Origin of the sequence: Vibrio sp. Isolate25 (assembly GCF_022398025.1) — a bacterium.
Lineage (GTDB): Bacteria > Pseudomonadota > Gammaproteobacteria > Enterobacterales > Vibrionaceae > Vibrio > Vibrio coralliilyticus_A.
In genome coordinates this window covers 72055-94561 of sequence record NZ_JAKEUT010000018.1, presented here as the reverse complement: position 1 = coordinate 94561, position 22507 = coordinate 72055, and the positions used below count along the sequence as shown (strand labels likewise).

Below are 22507 nucleotides of genomic sequence, written 5' to 3'. Positions count from 1 at the left end.
TTGTTAGCAGACCAGGATAGGGTCAAGGACACCGCTAGGATGGCGATGAATGGACTAAGCTGAAGGACGTCAGCATACTATCAAGGATTTGATGCATGGAGCACTTCTAGTAGCCGGATTGCTGCGAGTAAGACTATAACCCCGATGGGCGCAAGCCCTCGGGGTTTTTCTTTATCTATTTTTCTTCAGGTTTTGCCCCTGTACATTGGCTTCCTATGCACAGAGGCAGGCTCGATGTAGTCGAGTCAAAGAGCCATCCTCTGAAACATCTCTCTAATCTACATCTTTTCTAGTTTGGCATAAGCCGTTACCAGCCACTTAATGCCTTCACCATTAAAAGCGACCTGAACCCGGCTCTGTGGGCCACTGCCTTCAAAATTGATGATCGTCCCTTCACCAAATTTGGGATGCATCACCCTTGCGCCTAGGCTAAAGCCAGTTTCATTGAAACTCTCTTTGACCACAGTCTGGCTAAAGCGCCCCGAACTTGCCGGGCGACTGACTTGTGCTTTCATACGCACTTCATCTAAGCAGCCTTCTGGTAATTCGCGAATAAAGCGCGATGGTTTATGGTATTTGTCCTGACCGTACAAGCGACGCATCTCAGCGTAAGTGATGTAGAGTTTCTCCATCGCTCGTGTCATCCCCACGTAGCAAAGTCGACGTTCCTCTTCTAAACGCCCGGCTTCTTCAGCGGACATCTGGCTTGGGAACATGCCCTCTTCGACGCCGACCATAAACACCAATGGGAACTCCAGGCCTTTTGCGCTGTGCAAGGTCATCAGTTGCACCGCATCGTCGAATTCATCGGCCTGACCTTCACCCGCCTCTAGCGCAGCATGGGTCAGGAATGCCGTAAGCAAGGTCATTTCTTCCGCTTCTTCCGGTTTTTCAAACTGACGCGTTGCCGTTACCAGCTCTTCCAAGTTCTCAATGCGTGCTTTGGACTTCTCACCTTTTTCCTGCTCGTACATGGCAAACAAACCAGAGTACTTGATCACGTGGTCGGTCTGTTCATGCAGTGACATTTCACAGGTATCATCTTCCAATGCATTAACCAGCTCAACAAAACGGCCCAAAGCACCCGCCGCTCGGCCCGCCAAGACTTTTTCATCCAACAAAGCAACACTGGCTTCCCACATAGTGCAGCCACGATCACGAGCCGCGAAACGAATCGTCTCTAGGGTTTTATCCCCGAGACCACGTGTTGGCGTATTAACCACACGCTCAAACGCCGCGTCATCATTGCGGTTCGCCATCAAGCGTAGATAGCTCAGCGCATCTTTGATTTCCTGACGCTCGAAGAATCGCATGCCACCGTAGATACGGTATGGCAAGCCAGCCTGAATTAACGCTTCTTCCAGTACACGAGACTGGGCGTTGTTACGATAAAGCATGGCGGCATCATTCAGTGCACCACCTTTTTCCTGCCATTCTTTAACTTTGTTGACTGCGAAGCGGGCTTCATCCAACTCATTGTAAGCAGAATAAACAGAGATGGGCTCACCTTCGACACCATCAGTCCATAGCTCTTTACCCATACGCTCTGTGTTATTGGCAATCAGAGTGTTGGAAGCTTCCAGAATAGTTTTGGTCGAGCGGTAGTTTTGCTCCAGACGAATGGTATTTACACTTGGGAACTCGCGGGTGAACTTCTCAATGTTTTCAATCTTAGCGCCACGCCAACCATATATAGACTGGTCATCGTCTCCGACAATCATCACGTGTGACTCTGGACCAGCCATCATTCGCAGCCAAGCGTACTGAATGTTATTGGTATCCTGAAACTCATCTACCAAGATATGTTTAAAGCGTGCCTGATAGTGCTCGCGGATAAACTTGTTATCACGCAACAACTCATGAGCACGTAGAAGAATTTCAGCGAAATCGACCAAACCCGCACGGTCACACGCTTCCTGATAAGCCGTATAGAGCTGCAGATAGGTTTTGGTCACAGGATCATGGTAAGCATCAATATGATTTGGACGCAGGCCTTCGTCTTTCTTGCCGTTGATCCACCAGCTCACCTGGCGCGCTGGCCACTGCTTCTCATCCAGATTTTGCGCTTTGATGAGACGGCGCAACAGCCTTTGCTGATCATCGCTATCGATGATCTGAAAATCTTCCGGTAACTTGGCATCAAGGTAATGGGCGCGCAGAATACGATGACAGATACCATGGAAGGTACCGTTCCACATCCCAGAAGCGCTGCCCAGCATCAGCTCTTCAATACGGCCTCGCATTTCCGCTGCGGCTTTATTGGTAAACGTCACCGACATAATGGAAAAAGGAGACGCCTGCTCCACCGACATCAGCCACGCGATACGGTGCACCAACACCCGGGTTTTACCACTCCCCGCGCCCGCTAGGACAAGTAAATTTTCAAGTGGAGCGGCAACAGCTTCACGCTGCTTATCGTTAAGGCCGTCAAGAAGTAATGAAGGATCCATTATGAGTTCAGCTACTGGTTATCTATACATGAAAATCGATTATAACCTAAACTCCCTGCCTATTTCAGAAGAAAAAACACAAATTTTTTATGTTGCATTTTCTTTAAAAAACATAATCTTAAATATACAAAAGTAATAAGAGAGTATTTTTTTATTATTTTTCTGAAAGTTTATTTGCGCTTTTTCTATCCTTTTAATTAAGCAAGTTGATGAATTAGCTTGTGAAAAATACCCAAGTGACCTCTTAAGAACCGTTTTGACGGAGATTACTTGGGTATTCACTAAGAAAGGAAAAGTCTGAGGAAATTACTATGAAAAAGTCTAATCTTGCTGTTACTGCTGCTGTTACTGGTCTACTCGCTCTAGGTGGCACAATGCTCACTGCTGCACCGGCTGTTGCTGCAGAAAAAGAGAAATGCTACGGCGTTTCGAAAGCAGGTAAAAATGATTGTGCAACCAAAACCAGTTCTTGTGCAGGTACTGCAAAAGAAGATAACCAGAAAGATGCTTTTGTAGTCGTTCCTAAAGGACTATGTGGCAAGCTAGCTGGCGGTAGCACTCAGTCTTCTTAATCGATTGGATAAGGCGACCTAGGCTCAACCCGGTCGCCTTTATTGTTGTTTTACTCGCATAGGAAGAGTTCGTGAATAAGGACAACTACCACGACCAGGTGGGTGTAGGACTGCGCTCTCCTCATATCGATTATTTCACTGACAATAAGCCTGCCTTATCTTGGCTGGAGATCCACAGTGAAAACTACTTTCAGCCCTATTCACCAGCCAGACAAAGCCTGCGCAAACTGATGGATGACTACCAGATCAGCTGTCACGGTATTGGTTTATCGCTGGGTAGCGTTGAAAGAGTCAATCCCAATCACCTTAAACAGCTCAAATCGCTCATTGATGAAGTCGACCCATTTTTGGTCTCCGATCATCTCAGCTGGAGTGAAAATGGCGGCCACTATTTCAATGATCTTCTGCCACTGCCTTATACAGAAGAAGCCTTGGAAGTGTTTTGCCGCAATGTCATCGAAGTTCAGGATTATATTCAGCGCCCAATGCTGATAGAAAACCCTTCGAGCTATGTGAAATTTGCTCACTCTACGATTGCCGAGTGGGAATTTCTGGCTGAAGTACAAAAGCGCACCGACTGCAGACTACTGCTTGATCTCAACAATATTCACGTTTCCGCCTTTAATCACGGTTTTGATAGCCAGACCTACATCAACGCGATTCCCGCCGATAAAGTCGATGAAATTCATTTGGCAGGCTTTACGATTAAGCAGCTGGAAAAAGGTGAAATCTGGATTGATACCCACAGTCAGCCTGTTTCTGATGAAGTATGGACACTGTACGAACAATGGCTGACAACTCACGGTCCGCGCAATACGCTGATTGAATGGGATCTGGATATTCCTCAGCCTGACGTGTTACTGGCAGAGTGCCATAAAGCCAGTGAGAGGCTGATTCAGTTTGACGCTCTGCAGGGGAGAAAGGCGTCATGACTCAATCTCTAGCAGAACTGCAAAAGAACTTCGCCAGTGCTCTGCACTATCAGGCGACGGGTGATGCCTGTGATATCTGCTCTGATACCTTCAGTGCCGACGAACGAATGCAGATTTACCGCAACAATTTTATCATCAGCTTAAGCGAAGTACTTCAGGCCACTTACCCTATGGTGCTGGCGCTGGTGGGTGAAGAGTGCTTTGAACAATTAGCTCGTCAGCATGTGCTCAACCACCCTCTTCGCTCTGGTGACGTGACTTACTATGGTGAACATTTCGCAACCACCATAGAAGCTTTCCCTGCCGTGGTTGAGGCTGCGCCTTATCTGGCGGATGTGGCGCGTTTTGAATGGCAAATCGATGTCTCTCAACAGCTTCAAGGTGGTGTCAAAGCACCAGAGGCTATTCTACCAATTGCTCGCCTGGCAGAAGTCGCAGAACAACAGCAGCCTTACATCCATTTTCATCTTTCGCCCGGCACTTTGCCTTTTCATTCGCCCTACGCGGTGTACTCGCTGCGTCTGGCCATTGAGAATAATGATTTCGAACAGCTGACGCTCAATCAGGCTGAATATGGCGTGATCATCAGTCAACCCGACGGTCAATGTTGGACTATGTCACTCGAACAGCTGCCTTTTGAACTGCTTCAGTATCTCAGCTCAGGTTGCACGCTAGGGGAAATCCCGGAAACACACCTGCCTTATCTGGGAGTGCTGCTGGAGAACCAGTTAATTTCTGGGTTTTCTCTCGCCCAATAAGAATAAGGATTGTTACTATGTCTAACGCAATAAAAAACATGATCGAGAGCTACGACGCCTTAGTCGATAAAGCCCAATGTGTCTTTGTGCCTCTGTTACTGCTGTTTTGTCGGCTCTGGGTTGCTTGGGTCTTTTTTAATTCTGGCCTGACCAAAATTGCCTCTTGGGACAGTACTCTGTACCTATTTGAGTACGAATATCAGGTGCCGATTTTACCTTGGCAATTAGCGGCTTACATGGGTACCGCCGCTGAGCTGATCTTGCCTGTCTTTATCGCCTTCGGCCTGTTGACCCGCCCAATGGCGGCCATCTTGTTCGTGTTCAATATCATTGCCGTCGTATCCTACCCACTGCTGTGGGAGAAAGGCTTTTACGACCATCAGTTGTGGGGCCTGATGATTCTCAACGTTGTAGTCTGGGGACCTGGCTTGTTTTCTCTGGATAAGCTAATTAAGAGTAAGTTACAAGGTTAAAACCGATACAGAAACGCCCTCCATTGGAGGGCGATTTTAGTCTCAAACCTTAGTGCTTAAGCACGAATTCCTGAATGACGCAGCAAGGCATCGATTTGCGGCTCACGACCACGGAAGCGCTTGAACAGCTCCATTGGCTCTTCACTACCACCCATTTCGAGAATGTTGTTTAGGAAGCTCTTACCGGTTTCTGTGTTAAAAATACCCTCTTCTTCAAAGCGAGAGAACGCATCCGAAGAAAGCACTTCTGCCCACAGGTAACTGTAATAACCTGCACTGTAACCACCGGCAAAAATATGGCTAAAGCTGTGTGAGAATCGATTCCACTCTAGGCTTGGCAAGACTGCGACCTTAGATTTGACCTCAGCCAAGGTTTCTAGCACGCGAGGCCCCATTTCTGGGTCAAATTCGGTGTGCAGCGTGAAATCAAATAAACCGAATTCTAGCTGACGAAGAATAAACATCGCCGACTGGAAATTCTTCGCTGCCAACATCTTATCCAACATCGATTTTGGTAATGGCTCCCCCGTTTCAAAGTGACCGGAGATAAACGCCAGTGCCTCTTCCTCCCAACACCAGTTCTCTAGGAACTGACTTGGCAGTTCGACCGCATCCCATGGCACGCCATTAATACCTGAAACTGCCCCTGTATCAACCTGAGTCAGCATGTGGTGAATACCGTGGCCAAACTCATGGAATAAAGTCACGACTTCATCGTGAGTAAACAACGCAGGCTTATCACCAATCGGTTTATTAAAATTACAAGTCAGATACGCCACCGGTGATTGCAGCTCACCTTTCGCATTGATTCGACGCACACGGCATTCGTCCATCCATGCACCGCCACGCTTGTGCTCACGCGCATACAGGTCAAGGTAGAAGCTGCCTCGAAGCTGATCATTGGCATCGAAAATATCAAAGAATCGTACTGACTCATGCCAAACATCAACGCCCTCTCGCTCTTTGACACTCATACCGAATACGCGGTTGAGGACTTCAAACAAGCCACTGACAGCTCTTTGTTCTGGGAAGTAAGGGCGCAATTCTTCATCCGAAATCTGGAACAGGTGCTGCTTCTGCTTTTCACTGTAGTAAGCAATGTCCCATAAGTTGAGCTCTTCAACACCAAACTCACTCTTGGCAAACTGACGTAGCTCTTCAACTTCACGCTCACCTTGCGGCTTTGCTTTGCTGGCAAGATCATTGAGGAAACCCAAGACTTGCGATGGCGTTTCGGCCATCTTGGTCGCCAGAGACTTCTCACTGTAAGTATTGAAGCCCAGCATACGGGCAATTTCATAACGCAGCTTTAGCTGCTCGTTAATGATTTCACTATTATCCCACTCTCCTGCGTTAGGGCCACGATCCGAGGCGCGGGTGACGTAAGCTTCATACAGCTCTTTACGTAATTCCTGATTATCACAGTAAGTCATCACCGGAAGGTAAGACGGAATATCCAGCGTCAGCAGGTAACCTTCCAGCTCTTTAGACTCCGCTGCTGCTTTGGCGGCTGCCAGCGCAGACTCCGGCATACCTGCCAACTGTTTTTCATCTTCAACATGTTTGGTCCAACCCATAGTCGCGTCCAATACATTGTTGGAGAACTTAGAACCCAACTCAGACATACGCTTGCTGATCTCACCATAGCGGTGCTGTTCATCCGCTGGCAAACCAATGCCTGATAGCTCAAAATCACGCAAGGAATCTGTGATGGTTTTCTGCTGTGCCTGCGTCAGACCTGCAAACGCTTCGCTCGCTTTAATTGCTTTGTAAGCCTCGAATAAACCTTTGTGCTGACCAACCCAAGTGCCGTATTCAGACAGTAGCGGTAAGCAGCTTTCGTACGCTTCACGCAGCTCATCGCTATTCATCACCGAATTCATATGGCTCACGGGTGACCAAATGCGGCTGAGACGATCATCCACTTCTTCAATTGGCGCAACGACATTTTCCCAACTTGGGTCGCTGTTTCCTTCTAATACCTGTTCGATTTTTGCACGGCAATCTGCTATCGCCTGTTCAACGGCTGGTTTCACATGTTCAGGTTTTATTTCAGAAAACGGGGGCAAATCGGTAAAGCTAAGAAGAGGATTAGACATAAAGATTCCTTTTATTGGCAAAGCGAACTGACGAGTTCGTCTAGGTTATTGCTAGTTCGTCTTAAATAGTAAATATAGGTAGGTTCAGCAATTTTCAATAGTGGCGTATACTATCAGCCATTAAATTACCCAGTGCGGTCACCCGTTAGAGAGTGTCAATTTGTTAAGTTATCGCCACAGTTTCCACGCAGGCAACCATGCTGACGTGGTTAAGCATATTGTTCAAAGCCTTATCCTCAACGCGCTCAAGCAAAAAGATAAGCCATTTGTTTACCATGATACCCACTCAGGAGTGGGTCGCTATGACTTAACCCACGAATGGTCTGAAAAGACAGGTGAATACAAACACGGTATCGCACGTGTCTGGCAACAAACTGAGATTCCAGAAGAAATCCAAAGCTACCTTGAATCGATTCAGGCACTGAACAACAGTGACAAGCTGCGTTATTACCCAGGCTCGCCGCGTGTCGCTCGCGCGCATCTGCGTCCACAAGACCGCATGGTCTTGACGGAACTTCACCCAAGTGACTACCCGTTACTGGAGCAGGAGTTTCATCGCGACCGTCAGGTCAGCATCTATAAGGAAGATGGCTTCAAGCGATTGAAGGCGAGCTTACCGCCGCAGGAGCGTCGTGGTCTGGTACTGATTGACCCGCCTTACGAACTGGCAAAAGAGTACCGTGATGTCGTCCAAGCGATTTATCAGAGTCATAAGCGCTGGGCCACGGGGATCTATGCTATCTGGTATCCGGTCGTTAATCGCTGCGACATTGAAGACATGATTGAAGGTCTTGAAGGCCTTGGCATCCGTAAGATCTTACAAATTGAATTAGGTGTTGCGGCAGACAGCAATGCGCACGGGATGACCGCATCAGGCATGATTGTGATTAATCCTCCATGGAAGCTGGAAAGCCAGATGAAGGCCATTCTGCCTTTCCTCAAAGAAGCCATCGCGCCTGCAACCGGTCATTTCAAAGTAGACTGGATTGTACCGGAATAACGGACACTCGCGCTCAATGTACAGCGCAGGCCGAAGAAAAATTAAACAGGGTAGATTGAGTTCAACCGATCTATCCTCCATATCAAAGACAATGAATTAAAACTCGCAGGGAGCTTGCGACTGGGCAACACATGTCGCACAGCGCCTTAATCCCGCAATAATTGGAGAAAGTAATGGCGACTCATTTTGACTATATCTGTATCGGTGGCGGTAGTGGTGGTATTGCTTCAGCAAACCGAGCAGCGATGTATGGTGCTAAAGTTGCGCTGATTGAAGCTCAGGATCTAGGCGGCACGTGTGTAAACGTAGGTTGTGTACCGAAGAAAGTCATGTGGCATGGTGCTCAGGTGGCTGAAGCGATGAACCTATACGCTGAAGACTACGGTTTTGACGTTGATGTGAAAGGCTTTGACTGGAGCAAACTGGTTGAAAGTCGTCAAGCTTACATCGGTCGTATTCACCAGTCTTACGATCGCGTACTTGGCAACAACAAAGTCAATGTTATTAAAGGCTTCGCTAAGTTTATTGACGAGAAAACTGTTGAAGTTAACGGCGAGCACTACACCGCCGATCACATCCTAATCGCTGTAGGTGGTCGTCCAACGATTCCTAACATCCCAGGTGCAGAGCACGGCATCGATTCAAACGGTTTCTTCGAGCTGAACGAGCAACCAAAACGCGTAGCGGTTATTGGCGCGGGTTACATCGCCGTTGAAATTGCTGGCGTACTGAGCGCTCTTGGCACAGAAACTCACCTATTCTGCCGTAAAGAATCACCACTGCGTAGCTTTGATCCGATGATCATTGAGACGCTGGTTGAAGTGATGGAAGCGGAAGGCCCAACACTGCACACTCACTCAGTACCAAAAGAAGTGGTTAAGGAAGCCGATGGCAGCCTAACGCTTCACCTAGAGAACGGTAATACTCAAAACGTCGATACGCTAATCTGGGCTATTGGTCGTCATCCGGCAACCGATGCGATTAACCTAGCCTCAACAGGTGTTGAAACCAATGACCGTGGTTACATCAAAGTCGATGAATACCAGCAGACCAACGTGCCTGGTATCTACTGTGTCGGTGACATCATGGAAGGTGGTATTGAGCTAACGCCAGTGGCCGTTAAAGCGGGTCGTCAGCTATCTGAGCGTCTGTTTAACAACAAACCAGAAGCCAAGATGGACTACAACCTAGTGCCAACGGTGGTATTCAGCCACCCGCCAATCGGCACTATCGGCCTAACAACCCAGGAAGCCGAAGAGAAGTACGGTAAAGACAACGTTAAAGTCTACACGTCTGGCTTTACCGCAATGTACACAGCGGTTACTAAGCATCGTCAACCATGTAAGATGAAACTAGTCTGCGCCGGTGAAGAAGAAACCGTCGTCGGCCTACACGGTATCGGCTTCACGGTCGATGAAATGATCCAAGGCTTCGGTGTAGCAATGAAGATGGGCGCAACCAAAGCCGACTTCGACTCTGTGGTGGCTATCCACCCAACAGGCTCAGAAGAGTTTGTTACTATGAGATAGCCCTAGGAAAAACATCCTACACAGGTAAATAATACAGGAAGCAGCACAGCAATCAGGTCTTGCTGTGCTGCTTGATTTTCACTACTTCAATACTCATACCGTTCCAAACCATCACACACGAGTTTTAATCCTCTTAGCCTCTTATCTAACATTAGTCAAAAAGTTCGCGTCATTCGTTTCAAATTCCCTCATTAAAAACAAAAATATCATTTAAAAGCAAACACTTAAAACAATAGGCAGTCGTTAAGGAGCTATTGATACTGCTGAAGTTTAAGGGGCCATTTATTGTGCTTTAAATCTAATACTTGAATATATTTTGACCATTCCAAGCCAAATAATCCTCCCTTAACCGGCCAACCATAAGCTCCGGCCTATACTCAACCCTGAATAATAAACCAGTTGAATATAAACATTCACACGGAGATAAAAAATGCTCAACAAAATACACTGCGCATGGCTAGGCCTACTATGTACCCTTACTGCTCCCGTCGCATACGCCGACTCAGAGCCTCCCGCTTCCGATAAGCAATGTGTCGCCGAAACCAATTGGTTTCCACACGAGCAAACCCCGTTCCCCGATGGTAATGAATTTTCAGATGACACTAGCTGCGACTTTCATCGCTGGTCTTGGCAAATGTTTTTATGGCTAACGCAAGAAGAAAACGGTAAACCCAGGTTTCTTGGCTTCGACACTCCCTATGATCTACTTGGAATTTCTGATCGCGAACATTTAATGCCTCGCATGACGAAAACCATGACCGCTCACAGTATGGATGAATACCTACAAGCAGGTACGGAAGGGATATTAGTGGACCAAGATGGTCGTGCCGTTTACTACTCTCAATACATCAACCCCGAATTCGTTAACTTCATGAAAGATAGAGACTTAACCAACTATAAAACGGTTCAAAAGCTTGCAAAAGAGCATCCTGAAACTACTTTCCCTATCAATGTGGCTGAATTTAAAGCTTCTTGGAAAATAGTTCAGCCGAATGAGGATGTTTCGGGTTTTTATACTATGGACTCATCAGTCTATGCGCTAAAAAACTCAGGAGGCAAAATTGTCGTTGATGATTCCAAATCACTTAACGTTAAATTGGCACTAGTCGGTTTTCATATTGCAGGCGTCGTTAAAAACCACCCTGAAATGATCTGGGCAACGTTCGAACATAAAAATAATGCTCCTAACGTTCCCTCTAAATATTCACCAAGCACCATTATATCTGACAAGGATTGGACGTTTTATCAAGCGAAGACTCCATTTTCGCAATGTAATTTAAACCAAGGCGGTGCACTCACCCTCGATGAAGCAACACAAGAGCTATCGCCAGTAACGCAAGTGTGTCGACAATTCGAAGATGGCAATCTCGCAACCCAAATGTCGTTTGCAGTTCCAACGAATATCAAAGTCGTCAATCAACTGAATGAAAGTGTTCTCGGTAAACTGAATAAGAATGATGTTTGGTCAAACTACTTCGAGGTTTCTGCAATTTGGTTCCGCCAAGAGAACGCCCTCGTCCCTGATATGGATCTACAGACTGATGTCGACTCATCAGGTAACCAGTTGCTTATTGGAGGGTTACGTTTATCAAACTCAACTATTGAAACCTTTACTCAAAGCCAGAGCACAATGAACAACTGCTTTCGCTGTCACAATACATCACAACGTTTTCCCCCAGCCGTCAATTTGGATCCCCTACCCGGAACGAACCTTAATATCAGCCATGCCTTTATGAATGTCTACTTCTGGGATCAAGAGTTGAAGCAAGCCAAAAAAGCTAAGTAATGACGGGCAATAGTCAAACACTAAGGAAAGACAATTATGACAAGTATTTTTAGAGTACATCCGGCTATCAATTTCGCACGAGTCGGAAACAGTGAAGAGTATTACATTGCGCCAGAGACCGCTGCGGGCGAGTTGTTAGACAAAGACACAGGGCTCTTCGGTGGATTACCAATCAAACCAGGCACTGAAGATACCCCTATCACTGCCGAAGACTTCCGCGACTCCACTCCCGACAAAAAAGTGAAACGTCAAGCAGCTCGTTTTCGTATTTTCGCCTACAGTGACGAGCAACATAGCTATCCGAGTAATACTGCCGGTAAAGAAGTGAAAATTGGTGATGTAGTCAATGGCAAAACCATCGAAGACATTATCTGGTCAGTACATGTTGCCAACAAAAAGAACAACAACTGGGGAATCCAGAGCTCCAATGGGCAAGAAGAAGGCATAAATGCCTATCGCAATGGTCAGACACCACCAATTCGTAATCCTTCTTACGGCACTGTACTAAACACCAATGACAGAATGACAAAACTGGTCATTGACCCAGGACCACGCACTATTCAATCTTCCGAGTCAGGAAAAATTGTCGAGTTTGACGCCAAAACACCGAGCACCTATATCAACAGTGAAGGTAATATAGCCAGTTGCGATTACCCAGTTAGCTTCCCCGCCGATCATTTTGAAAATCAAAACCCAAGCTCAGGGGACATTACCACTCTTGGACAATTACAAATTGAGCCAGATACCGGCAGATTGATCATTACAGGGGGCTACGGTAACGCATTTGCCTTTGTCGATGCAGATGGCAATAAGCCAACATTAGAAGATCCACTCGATAACGATGGTTGGTTCGATGATGTCTCAGACGGTCCGGTAAACGCGATCATTAAATTTAATGATGGTAGCCAAGCAAGCGTTGTTGCAGGATGGTTTGTCTGCACCGATCCAAGCTACGCGCCACAGACACGTAATGTCGTCTCAACCTGGGATGATATTTTCAATACTTGGGTTGAACAGCTAGATCTCATCCCAAACCTTTTTGCTGATGGCAAATACAACCCTGAATACGCCGCCTCTTTCTATGGAGATGTACTCCCAGTATTTCACGGCGCTTTTTTGCAACAGTGGAATACCAATCTTCCCGGACAAGCGATTAACGGTCACCGGTTTGTAGCTGCAATCAAACCGTCTGACGATCCTAAGGTAAAATTTCCCAACTTTGACAGTTTGATTCGCAATCCCAACGATCCCGCTCAAAGTGAGCAAGGTCGTATGATGCCGCTTTCATTAGGTGATGCGCAAAAAAGCTTTTTATCACTTTCCACAACTCAATATTTTCTTTTAAAGCAATGGCATAACGGCATAAGCGAAGCTGAAGCCCCATCACTCAGCCTTGGGGAAAAACTGGATAAAGTGGTTTTAGAAAACTGCTTGGGAGGACGTTATTCACCCGGAATCGATCTCACCTTCATTGTTCGTGATGTAAACCTTTACCAGCAGAAGTGGCAAGGAGAAGCAGGGCCATTTCGCATTAACCAACAAAGACTCGATTATCAAGATGCCACTCCTGATCAACCCTTCCTAAACATAGGTTACATTCCACTAAACAAAGACCCTGTCGAGCCTGGGGATCTATCTAAATTCATGGCTCAGCCTTGGCATACAGACTACAACAGTTGTGCAGTACACGAGCCAGATCCTAATCCACCGGGGAACAATACGCTTTATTGGTCTTGGCCGGCGCAGCGCCCTGTACAAGTCTATCCCGTAGATTTATGCACATTCGACGAGAGCAGCCAGACTTGGTCTCTCGGCAGGCAGCTCTTCAGCGTTCGCGGGGAAGGAACAGAAACCGATTACCCACAAAATCGTGGTCGCTTTCAAAGATACATTGATTACGTTGAAAACTGGCACAAAACAGGTTTCGTGATCCAAGGGATACAAGTCAAAGCTGAGCAAGGGAACAACTACGGAGTAGACAAGTTCATTGAAGTCGCTAGCCAGTATAAGTCTGAGGGTGATCTAGTACAGCCAGGCTTAACCTCTGCCATTCCAGAAGATTAACTGGCCATCGGCGATTGTCACCTACTGCGGGCAAGCAAAGGTTTGCCCGCTTGTTAAAAGAAGAGCTGTCATAACCCTATGAAAGATTACCACGTATCAATAATTGGTGGCGGACCTGCAGGACTTGCTACCGCGTTGGCTCTGAAAAATCACGCCAATGCTTCAGGTGAAAAGTTTCATATCGACGTATTCGAAGCCAACGGCAAGGCCAAAGCAAAAATTGGTGAAACCATTCCACCTGCCGCCACACCGATACTACGCGATCTAGTTGGTGAACACCTAGATCGCATGCTAGCAGAACATACCGTGTGTCCAGGCTCCCTCTCCCTGTGGGGAAGTGATCAGCCGGGTATGAACGATTTTATGTTCGACCTTGATGGGCAAGGCTACCACTTAGATAGAAAGCGATTTGAAGAACAACTGAGTGACATTGCTCAACATAAAGGAATCCATCTCAATCCACACTCGCGACTAGCACAACTCTCCAAAAACAAGCACGGCTTTAGTTTACAACTAAACAAAAAAACAGAGAGACAAACCATCAATACTGATTTTGTTGTCGATGCGACTGGTTGTGCCGCTGTATCGGCTCGCAGACTAGATATAGCGCGTAATACCTTTGATGAAGTGCTTTATATTGGTGCGCTTATTGATGATCAGGCGACACAAATACAGCCAGTATTAATGCCTACGCGTACTCTGGTTGAGTCTTGTTCGTATGGGTGGTGGTATGCAGCAAAGCTACCCGGGAATAAGCTTATAGTGACGCTTTGCACTGACACACAGCAAATGCAGGAACAAAATCTCGATAACCTAAATGTCTGGTACTCTCTGCTCAACCAAACTCAGCTCATCAGAGAAACACTGAAAGAGCGACTCACTGAAAGATTGACCGACCAAGTTACTCTTTTCAAACGTGGGGCGAGCTCCAGCATCTTAAGTGCAGTGGTAGCTCAAAACTGGCTGGCTGTAGGCGATGCAGCATCTAGCTATGATCCCATCAGTTCAGCAGGAATTACCAAAGCACTCATGCATGGACAGCTTGCAGGGTCGAGTGTTCACGATGCACTAGCTAAACGTTCAACCTCTACACTTTCGCACTATCAAGACCAAGTTTTTTCAGATTTTAATCAGTATGTTGGCCTTAGATACTCTCTCTACGCTAGCGAGCAGCGCTTCATGCAATCCGGATACTGGCAAAGAAGGCTAGGCCTATCCAATACCGACTAGTATCAATGACTAACTATGCCATCGGTATGGTCAGTGGTTTCTTGGCCAATGTAGGGGATATCAATCGAATCAAGTCATGTCTATGAACAGACAAACTGACCATTAAAAATACCGTGCATAAGTCTGATATTGATTACATGTGTTAGGCATGCAAGCGATCATGTTTAAGGCTATTCATGCATCGAATACTGGTATTAATTAAGGGGTGATGATGATGGCTATCCCATACCAATGCGACCTGACTGACAAAAGGCATATCATTGATTTGCTGTATAACGACTGACTGATCAAGATGTTCAGTTAAAGATAACGGTACTATCGCAATGCCAAAGCCGGCTTGTGCCATGGTAATTGCGGTGCGCAATTGTGGCGCAGCATAAGGTCGAGCAATATGTACTCCCGCATTATGTAAAGCCGCCTCAATACGGTCATACAGCGCTGGGCCAGCATCACGAGGGAACATTAAGACATTCTCATTATTTAACTGGGTCAAGTCGAGTGTTGAATGAGCAACCAAACGATAGCTAGCCGGAGTAACTGCCACAAGAGGATCATCAAATAAGACCTGCCGGTTAAGTGACTCACAGGCATAGCAAGGCAGGCGCATAAAAGCGAATTCCAAACGCCGCTGTTTAATCAATGTGACCAACTCGGGCATTGAGTGCTCAACAGCCACTAAATTAAGCGTCGGATATTGCTCATGTAACCTGCGAATATTTTCTAAAACTTCACTGCTACTCGCCGTTGAAGAAGCAAGTCCGATACGTAACTCCTGTTTTTCCCCTCGCGCAATTTGCTCTAGCTTACGCTGACAACACTCCACCTCTTGTAAAATGTGCTGTGCATCATGATAAAACTCTTCACCCGCTGCGGTCAGCTCAACACCGCGAGATAAGCGCTTAAATAAAGTAACGCCTAACTCCTCTTCTAGTTTCTTTATCTGTTGACTTAACGGTGGTTGAGCGATGCCTAACTGCTCTGCTGCACGGGTAAAATGTTTCGCTTTAGCTACTGCGACGAAGTACTTCATGTAGCGAAATTCCATCATTCATCCATATATTTTTCATATCAAAATAAATCTTTTTTATATTGGATTTGTTGGGCGCCTCAAGTCAATCTAAATATACATCTTGATTCATATTTAGGTTCAGTTATGCAACGTTCTATCTCTTCAGTCTGTTCTTGCTCTCAGCAAATTTCAGAACAGTTTGCTCGCTATCAGCAAGGCTCAGGAGAAGGCGAGATTTATCAAACTTCACTGATGAGTGCTTTGATTGCTGGTGTTTATGAAGGGTCAACAACTATTGCTGAATTGCTTGAACACGGTGATTTTGGTTTAGGGACTTTTAATCAATTAGATGGCGAATTGATTGCTTTTGATAATCAAGTGTTCCAACTGCACGCGAATGGCTCAGCACATCCTGCTCAGCTTGATCAAAAAACCCCTTTCGCGGTGTTCACTTTTTTCAAACCAGACATTGAGCTGCCAATTAATGACACGTTAACCCGTCAAGAAGTCCATCGACTTATCGATCGTCTGATTCCTAGTGACAACATCTTTTGTGCGATTCGGCTTGAAGGGAGTTTTCCACTCGTCCAAACCCGCACGGTGCCTAAACAGCAACGTCCGTATCGGCCCATGCTCGAAGCAATAAAACAGCAACCCACGTTTCATTTTAAGCATCAATCCGGTGTGATGGCAGGATTTCGCAGTCCTAGGTACACCACTGGAATTAATGTCCCCGGCTATCACGAACATTTTATTAATCGAGCGAGAACAGGCGGAGGCCATGTTCAGGACTACCTAATTTCATCGGGTTTTCTACAAATAGGTCGTGTCTCACGTCTTGTGATTGATACACCAGTATCAAGCGATTTTCTTGATGCCGACCTAGTACCAAAAGATCTTCATGCCGCTATCGAAGCGGCTGAAAAATAACTCAACACATAGTCAGTCAAAAGGAAATGTTATGTCATCCCCTCACGCTTTGCGCAGTGGCGCGCAGTTAATTGCCCAGCAGCTAGAAACCTCAGGTGTTCGGTATGTCTTTGGTATACCCGGAGCTAAAATTGATCGCTTATTTGACGCTCTGGAAGACACTAAAGTGCAACTGATTCCGGTAAGACACGAAGCCAATGGCGCGTTTATGGCAGGCATCATGGGACGTTTGACGGGTAAAGCGGGCGTGACCTTGGCGACTTCAGGTCCGGGATGTGGAAATTTAGTCACCGGTGTTGCAACAGCCAACGCAGAGGGTGATCCGATGCTGGCTATTGGTGGCGCGGTAAAACGAACTTACCAGCAAAAACAGACTCACCAGAGCATGGACACGGTGAGCATTTTTCGCTCAGTAACCAAATACAGCGCAGAGATCCAGCATATTGACGCAGCGAGTGAAATCATGGCCAATGCGTTTCGAATTGCTGAGTCTGGACGCCAAGGCGCATGTTTTATCAGCATTCCACAAGATGTCTTAAGTGAGCAAACGGATACAGACTTAGTTATCCCACCTAGTTTTCGCCCAAGCGGTTATGCGGATCGGGTCGCCATTGAAGAAGCCGCTCATCGGATTAATAAAGCACAGCGCTGCGTGGTACTGCTTGGCTTACATGCCAGCGATCAAGCCAACGCCTCTACGATCAGTCAATTTTTACAAAAAACGCAATTACCAGTGGTGGGGACTTATCAAGCGGCAGGGGCCGTCGATATTCACTATTATCACCATTTTGCTGGCCGAGTCGGGCTATTCAATAATCAACCGGGGGATGTGCTACTGCAAGATGCCGATTTGATTATCACCATCGGCTTTAACCCCATCGAATACGACCCAGAACTATGGAATGCTCGCCGTTGCTCAATCATTCATATTGATATTGAGCCTGCGCAGTATCAACAGCACTATCAACCCTGTCTCGAAATTGTTGGCGATATTGGTTCGACATTACAAACACTTTGTACACAGATCCGCGAATGCTCCCGTTTATCGTCTACGGCAGTATCGATTCTAGAAGAAGTGGCGCAACAAAGGCATATCATCAAAAGCTCTCCGATTAAGCAGCGAGTAGCAGGTTTTCACCCGTTAAGCTTGCTCAAAACCATGCAGGCAATCATCACACCCGATACCACCTTGTGTCTCGATATGGGGAGTTTTCATATTTGGATAGCACGCTATTTAAGCTGTTTTCGCGCTCGACAGATGTTGGTCTCGAACGGTCAGCAAACGATGGGAGTGGCGCTACCTTGGGCAATTGCTGCGAGCTTATTAAAACCTGGGCATAAGGTAGTGTCAGTTTCTGGTGATGGTGGCTTTATGCAGTCGAGCATGGAGCTAGAAACCGCAGTGCGCTTAAATTGCAACATAGTTCATATCATTTGGGTCGATAATGCTTACAACATGGTGGAAATGCAGGAGCAGAAAAAATATCAACGCATCTCAGGCGTAAAGTTTGGACCGATAGACTTTCAAGCTTACGCGCAGTCGTTCGGTGCGCATGGGTTTGCCGTGACACAAGCGGAGCAATTAATGCCTATTCTCCGCCAAGCAATGGAAGTAGAAGGGCCAGCAGTCGTCGCGATTCCCGTGGACTACTCAGACAACTACAAACTCATGCAAGCCAGAAGCGAAGAGCAACAAGATCCTGTTTTTCAAATTAACAACGAAGGAGTTTTTCTATGAAAGGTTTAACCAACAAAGTGGCAATCATCACTGGTGCCGCGAATGGTATTGGTTTAGCTATTGCGCAACGTCTCTATGATGAAGGGGCTCAATTGATGCTAGCAGACTGGGAGCAAGAGCAGTTGCTAAAAGCTTTAGAGCACTTTGATCAGTCTCGCGTGGCCGCGCAGAAAGTCGATGTCTCAGATGCTCAACAAGTGGCAGCCTTAATCCAAACTTGTGTCGAACACTTCGGGCAACTGGATATTCTAGTCAACAATGCGGGCATTCATATTCCCGGAAATGTGCTGGAATGTAGTGTAGAAGATTGGCGTAAAATTTCGGCAGTGAATATCGATGGTGTGGTTTACTGTACAAAATTTGCCTTACCAGAGTTACTGAAATCCCGCGGCTGCATCATCAACACAGCGTCGGTGTCTGGTTTAGGTGGTGATTGGGGTGCAGCATTTTATTGTGCAACGAAAGGAGCGGTGGTAAATCTAACCCGTGCAATGGCGCTGGACCATGGTTTGGACGGGGTTCGCATCAATGCCGTATGCCCAAGCTTAGTCAAAACCAATATGACTAATGGTTGGCCAGATTTAGTGCGCGACAAGTTTAATGAACGTATCCCTTTGGGGCGTGCAGCTGAACCAAAAGAAATTGCTGCGGTAGTCGCGTTTTTAGCCAGTGAGGATGCCTCGTTTATTAATGGTGTGAATTTACCCGTTGATGGTGGTGCCACCGCTTCAGACGGACAACCTAAAATCGTGTAATCTAACCAAGCTTCAGCACCAGATGCTAATTATTCTGTGTTCGCCTGTACTAACGCAGCAGCGTTAAGCATGGCGTCTTTGGTACTCACATCAATAACTCGCATCTTTTTGAAACGCTCAGGCTCTTTGATTGCAACATCATGAGCAAATATCACCACTTTGGCCTTTTCGATGTCAGCGGGAGTAATTCGGTTGATGATGCCATTTGCTCCTTGGGTTTCGACCTTAATCTTAACCCCCACAGCACCTGCTGCTTTTTCCAAAGATTTCGCCGCCAGAAAAGTATGCGCTACCCCTGACGGACATGAAGTCACCGCGAGAATATCCGCTTCGCCCTCACCTATAACGGATGAATAAGCTGGCGACTGAGCAATAAGGCTCTCTCCTTCCACTACGTGTTTCTTCAAAGCAATGGCTATCAGAGCCGTTGTCATTGAGCCTGCAACCGTGCCCACAATATAGCCAACCTTGCCATCAACGACAGGTAACACAATCCAACCTCCCCATGGTGCATGGTTGGTCACGTGGAACATAAAACCCACCACATTTCCCACAACACCACCAGCCACAATCGCGGGGAGTACTCGCGCGGGATCGCCAGCGGCAAAAGGAATCGCGCCTTCACTGATCCCGATCATCCCCATGAGACCCGCCGCCTTTCCTGCTTCTCGCTCTTCACGTTTGAATTTACTCGGTGACAGGAAGGTTGCTAATGCCATGCCTAATGGCGGGGTACATATGGCAATACCCACTCCGCCCATCAGCCAAGGCTGGGTATGGACTTGGGTTTGAGCGAACAAGGTCGCGACTTTATTGATCGGCCCTCCCATATCAAAGGCGGTCATCGCCCCTAATACCGTACCTAACATCACCTTACCAGAACCTGCCATACCAGTGAGCACGTCATTCATTACCGTCATGGCTGTGGCAATGGGTGATCCTATCAGCCACATCACCGCCCCGCAGGTGACAAACGTACCAATCAACGGATAAATAAAAATGGAGCCAAGCGACATCATGCTGTCTGGCAACTGAATCTTCTTTAGTAACCAAACCACAAACCCGGCGAAAAAACCGACGACAATTGCTCCTAAAAAACCAGTATTGTAATGACTCACTGCGATCCAAGCGCCTATCATTCCAGGGGCCAAACCAGGCTTATCCGCTATAGAATAAGCGATGTAACCACCCAATACCGCTGTAAAGAGTGTAAGGCCAGCCATGCCCATCTCTGCAATATCAGCAAGAACGCCTTCCTCGGGCACACCACCATGTCCGGATAACATCACCGAAAGGGAAAGCAGCACCCCACCCGCGACTATAAACGGGATCATATGGGAGGTACCAAACAACAGGTGCTCTTTGATACGACTGAGCTTTCGAGCCCATGGGCTCACAGGCACATACTCAGAAGAGCCTAATGCACTCTCATTAGCATTATTTTGAGTACCAGTTAGTAACTCTAGCGCCTCTGAGGCAGTATCAACCGCTTTGAGCTGCTCAACAAAACCATCTTCAATGATCTTGGTAGAAATTTGTGCCAATACTTCAATATGGTGGTGCTCGTCATTATTTGGCGATGCCAGCATAAAAAAAACATCTGATAGCTCACCGTCATCAGCACCGTAATCGATGCCTTTACGACTAATGCCCACAGCAACAGATGGCTGAACTACCGCATCGCTTTTGGCATGCGGAATGGCGATCCCCTCATCAAAGCCGGTATTGCCAATCTCTTCCCGCCGCCAAACATCAGAGAGGAACCTTTCTTTGCTCTCAAGCTTACCTGCAGCATCGAGCATGCCCACAAGCTCCTTGAGCACTTCCTCTTTGGTTTCGGCCTTAAGATCTAAGCAAATGGTCTCCGGCTTTATTAGGTTGGTTATGTCCATTATTGGTACCTTGAAACGCTCCACGCGGTATATACCCTAGCGACCCCGCTTCCCTCGATATACAGGACAGAAGGTGCATTTACTGGATTAATGTAACGTGAAATTTAAACTGTGATAGTGCTCTTGTGTTTATTGATATTAAATCAATTCCCCTCCAAAGCGCTGTGATAATATCCCCCAAAAATAGGTGGATAAACTATGAAAATCGTAGCGGTGACAGCGTGCCCTACAGGCATCGCTCATACTTATATGGCAGCGGATGCTCTCATCAAAGCAGCCCCAAAGTATAACGTACAGATTAAAGTTGAAACTCAAGGCGCGATGGGGATAGAAAACCAACTCACCCCCCATGATATTGATCAAGCGGATCGCGTATTGATTGTGTCCGATATTGAGATTGAACAGCCCGGCCGTTTTGAAGGTTCCAACCAAGTTCAAATCTCAATCGAAAGTGTATTACTTAATGTCGATAAAGTATTCCTAGTGCATTGCCGTGGCTAAGTCTGTTGATGAGCGAATACCAAATCACCTTTTTTGTCGACAATAGCAATGCCAGCGCCTACGTGAGCTTGCCCCTTAATCGGGTAGCCAAAAAGTTCAAAAGTACGTTACGTATCATCAATATCACGCAAAACCGCAGTGCTAACCTCACCAAGTCCGTTGCCATGTTGCAAGTGGGTCTTCAACATGGTGACCTTTGCCAGATCACCGCAAAGGGTATTGATGCGGAGCTAGCCTGTTTTGTCATCAAAGATATCATCGCGGAACACTTTACTGTGGTTGGCTCTCATATCGACTATCAGTTTTGCAGCCAACTTGCTGAACGCATACCCCAAATATGCCCACCCTGTGAGATCCAATGGTACTACGCCAAAGCCTACACTGAGCTCAATAAGTTCGAATGCCTCAAAGGATTAGCCCAGCTCATTCATCCACTCCAAGCCGATAAGCTCGTTCTCGACCTCATTAAGCGAGAGGAGCGCTCATCCACATGTGTCACACCTGGTATCGCTCTCCCCCATGTCATGTTTGCGGATGCAGAGCACCTTGCTGTCGCTGTTATTGCCAGTGAAGCACCAATAGATTGGGCGTCCAAAATGGGCAACGTCAATCTCGCCATAGCTCTGGTTATGCCAACCAAACCAACGCCTGAGCAAATCATGGCAGCAACCAACCTCACCCGTAATCTACTGACAGGCCAAGTCGCTGAGCGGTTGCTACTAACAAGAAGCAGTGTCGACTTACAAGCGCTACTTATGTACGCCATGTCAAGGTTACTTGTTTAATATT

The 22507-nt window shown here is 46.8% G+C and carries 18 protein-coding genes; 14 read left to right on the top strand and 4 right to left on the bottom strand.

Going from position 1 to position 22507, the window contains the following annotated elements:
* Positions 1 to 278 precede the first annotated feature (278 nt).
* Positions 279 to 2453 carry a DNA helicase II gene (uvrD, locus tag L1D15_RS20205; protein ID WP_239876849.1) on the bottom strand — a complete coding sequence of 725 codons (2175 nt, stop codon included), beginning with the start codon at positions 2451 to 2453 and terminating at the stop codon, positions 279 to 281.
* A gap of 308 nt (positions 2454 to 2761) precedes the next feature.
* Here uvrD and L1D15_RS20200 point away from each other — a divergent pair, with 308 nt between their 5' ends.
* The 4 genes from L1D15_RS20200 to L1D15_RS20185 all read left to right on the top strand — a co-directional run bounded on the left by L1D15_RS20200 (position 2762) and on the right by L1D15_RS20185 (position 5185).
* The gene (locus L1D15_RS20200) at positions 2762 to 3022 is read left to right on the top strand and encodes a DUF2282 domain-containing protein (protein WP_006957632.1); all 261 of its coding nucleotides are present in this window, start codon (positions 2762 to 2764) and stop codon (positions 3020 to 3022) included.
* A gap of 71 nt (positions 3023 to 3093) precedes the next feature.
* A complete protein-coding gene (locus L1D15_RS20195) occupies positions 3094 to 3954 on the top strand; it encodes a DUF692 domain-containing protein (RefSeq protein WP_239876836.1) in 861 nt (286 codons plus the stop codon).
* The gene (locus L1D15_RS20190) at positions 3951 to 4712 is read left to right on the top strand and encodes a DNA-binding domain-containing protein (protein ID WP_239876835.1); all 762 of its coding nucleotides are present in this window, start codon (positions 3951 to 3953) and stop codon (positions 4710 to 4712) included. The genes L1D15_RS20195 and L1D15_RS20190 overlap by 4 nt, the downstream gene beginning before the upstream one ends.
* Positions 4713 to 4729: 17 nt before the next feature.
* A complete protein-coding gene (locus tag L1D15_RS20185) occupies positions 4730 to 5185 on the top strand; it encodes a DoxX family protein (protein WP_239876834.1) in 456 nt (151 codons plus the stop codon).
* 56 nt (positions 5186 to 5241) lie between these two features.
* Here the strand turns inward: L1D15_RS20185 and prlC are convergent, their stop codons facing one another.
* Positions 5242 to 7284: an oligopeptidase A gene (gene prlC, locus L1D15_RS20180; RefSeq protein ID WP_239876833.1), complete on the bottom strand. Its 2043-nt coding sequence runs from the start codon at positions 7282 to 7284 to the stop codon at positions 5242 to 5244.
* Between the two features lie 160 nt (positions 7285 to 7444).
* Here prlC and L1D15_RS20175 point away from each other — a divergent pair, with 160 nt between their 5' ends.
* The 5 genes from L1D15_RS20175 to L1D15_RS20155 all read left to right on the top strand — a co-directional run bounded on the left by L1D15_RS20175 (position 7445) and on the right by L1D15_RS20155 (position 14893).
* A complete protein-coding gene (locus L1D15_RS20175; RefSeq protein ID WP_239876832.1) occupies positions 7445 to 8284 on the top strand; it encodes a 23S rRNA (adenine(2030)-N(6))-methyltransferase RlmJ in 840 nt (279 codons plus the stop codon).
* A 173-nt stretch (positions 8285 to 8457) separates the two neighbouring features.
* Positions 8458 to 9813, top strand: coding sequence for a glutathione-disulfide reductase (gorA, locus tag L1D15_RS20170; protein WP_239876831.1), 1356 nt, complete (start codon positions 8458 to 8460; stop codon positions 9811 to 9813).
* Between the two features lie 430 nt (positions 9814 to 10243).
* Positions 10244 to 11599, top strand: a complete 1356-nt coding sequence (locus L1D15_RS20165; protein WP_239876830.1) for a hypothetical protein — start codon at positions 10244 to 10246, stop codon at positions 11597 to 11599.
* A gap of 36 nt (positions 11600 to 11635) precedes the next feature.
* Entirely contained in the window at positions 11636 to 13663 is a 2028-nt protein-coding gene (locus L1D15_RS20160; protein WP_239869745.1) for a LodA/GoxA family CTQ-dependent oxidase, read from the top strand.
* Positions 13664 to 13741: 78 nt separating this feature from the next.
* On the top strand, positions 13742 to 14893 hold the full coding sequence (locus tag L1D15_RS20155; protein ID WP_239869747.1) for a tryptophan 7-halogenase: 1152 nt from the start codon (positions 13742 to 13744) through the stop codon (positions 14891 to 14893).
* Positions 14894 to 15035: 142 nt separating this feature from the next.
* Here L1D15_RS20155 and L1D15_RS20150 read toward each other — a convergent pair whose 3' ends face one another.
* On the bottom strand, positions 15036 to 15938 hold the full coding sequence (locus L1D15_RS20150) for a LysR family transcriptional regulator (RefSeq protein ID WP_239870210.1): 903 nt from the start codon (positions 15936 to 15938) through the stop codon (positions 15036 to 15038).
* Between the two features lie 108 nt (positions 15939 to 16046).
* Between L1D15_RS20150 and budA the strand changes: the two genes are divergently transcribed.
* Genes budA through L1D15_RS20135 form a run of 3 tightly spaced genes read left to right on the top strand, consistent with a single transcriptional unit; the run spans position 16047 to position 19325 of the window.
* Positions 16047 to 16832, top strand: a complete 786-nt coding sequence (budA, locus tag L1D15_RS20145; protein WP_239869749.1) for an acetolactate decarboxylase — start codon at positions 16047 to 16049, stop codon at positions 16830 to 16832.
* A 31-nt stretch (positions 16833 to 16863) separates the two neighbouring features.
* Positions 16864 to 18570 carry an acetolactate synthase AlsS gene (gene alsS / locus L1D15_RS20140; protein ID WP_239876829.1) on the top strand — a complete coding sequence of 569 codons (1707 nt, stop codon included), beginning with the start codon at positions 16864 to 16866 and terminating at the stop codon, positions 18568 to 18570.
* Positions 18567 to 19325 (top strand): SDR family oxidoreductase, encoded by a 759-nt coding sequence (locus L1D15_RS20135; RefSeq protein WP_239876828.1) that lies wholly within the window; start codon positions 18567 to 18569, stop codon positions 19323 to 19325. Before alsS ends, L1D15_RS20135 begins: the two co-directional genes overlap by 4 nt.
* Positions 19326 to 19354: 29 nt before the next feature.
* On the opposite strand, the gene L1D15_RS20130 is transcribed toward L1D15_RS20135, so the two are convergent.
* A complete protein-coding gene (locus L1D15_RS20130; RefSeq protein ID WP_239876827.1) occupies positions 19355 to 21217 on the bottom strand; it encodes a fructose-specific PTS transporter subunit EIIC in 1863 nt (620 codons plus the stop codon).
* 198 nt (positions 21218 to 21415) lie between these two features.
* On the opposite strand from L1D15_RS20130, the gene L1D15_RS20125 reads away from it, so the two are divergent.
* Positions 21416 to 21718 (top strand): PTS fructose transporter subunit IIB, encoded by a 303-nt coding sequence (locus tag L1D15_RS20125; protein ID WP_239838707.1) that lies wholly within the window; start codon positions 21416 to 21418, stop codon positions 21716 to 21718.
* An 8-nt stretch (positions 21719 to 21726) separates the two neighbouring features.
* Complete coding sequence (locus L1D15_RS20120; protein ID WP_239869781.1) at positions 21727 to 22503, top strand: PTS sugar transporter subunit IIA; 777 nt, start codon at positions 21727 to 21729, stop codon at positions 22501 to 22503.
* The last annotated feature ends 4 nt before the right edge of the window (positions 22504 to 22507 follow it).

Excerpts from the sequence above, each read along its gene's own strand:
- L1D15_RS20200 (WP_006957632.1), top strand. The coding sequence starts at position 2,762 with ATGAAAAAGTCTAATCTTGCTGTTACTGCTGCTGTTACTGGTCTACTC.
- L1D15_RS20190 (WP_239876835.1), top strand. The coding sequence starts at position 3,951 with ATGACTCAATCTCTAGCAGAACTGCAAAAGAACTTCGCCAGTGCTCTG.
- L1D15_RS20185 (WP_239876834.1), top strand. The coding sequence starts at position 4,730 with ATGTCTAACGCAATAAAAAACATGATCGAGAGCTACGACGCCTTAGTC.
- prlC (WP_239876833.1), bottom strand. The coding sequence starts at position 7,284 with ATGTCTAATCCTCTTCTTAGCTTTACCGATTTGCCCCCGTTTTCTGAA.
- gorA (WP_239876831.1), top strand. The coding sequence starts at position 8,458 with ATGGCGACTCATTTTGACTATATCTGTATCGGTGGCGGTAGTGGTGGT.
- L1D15_RS20165 (WP_239876830.1), top strand. The coding sequence starts at position 10,244 with ATGCTCAACAAAATACACTGCGCATGGCTAGGCCTACTATGTACCCTT.
- L1D15_RS20160 (WP_239869745.1), top strand. The coding sequence starts at position 11,636 with ATGACAAGTATTTTTAGAGTACATCCGGCTATCAATTTCGCACGAGTC.
- L1D15_RS20155 (WP_239869747.1), top strand. The coding sequence starts at position 13,742 with ATGAAAGATTACCACGTATCAATAATTGGTGGCGGACCTGCAGGACTT.
- L1D15_RS20150 (WP_239870210.1), bottom strand. The coding sequence starts at position 15,938 with ATGGAATTTCGCTACATGAAGTACTTCGTCGCAGTAGCTAAAGCGAAA.
- budA (WP_239869749.1), top strand. The coding sequence starts at position 16,047 with ATGCAACGTTCTATCTCTTCAGTCTGTTCTTGCTCTCAGCAAATTTCA.
- alsS (WP_239876829.1), top strand. The coding sequence starts at position 16,864 with ATGTCATCCCCTCACGCTTTGCGCAGTGGCGCGCAGTTAATTGCCCAG.
- L1D15_RS20135 (WP_239876828.1), top strand. The coding sequence starts at position 18,567 with ATGAAAGGTTTAACCAACAAAGTGGCAATCATCACTGGTGCCGCGAAT.
- L1D15_RS20130 (WP_239876827.1), bottom strand. The coding sequence starts at position 21,217 with ATGGACATAACCAACCTAATAAAGCCGGAGACCATTTGCTTAGATCTT.
- L1D15_RS20125 (WP_239838707.1), top strand. The coding sequence starts at position 21,416 with ATGAAAATCGTAGCGGTGACAGCGTGCCCTACAGGCATCGCTCATACT.
- L1D15_RS20120 (WP_239869781.1), top strand. The coding sequence starts at position 21,727 with ATGAGCGAATACCAAATCACCTTTTTTGTCGACAATAGCAATGCCAGC.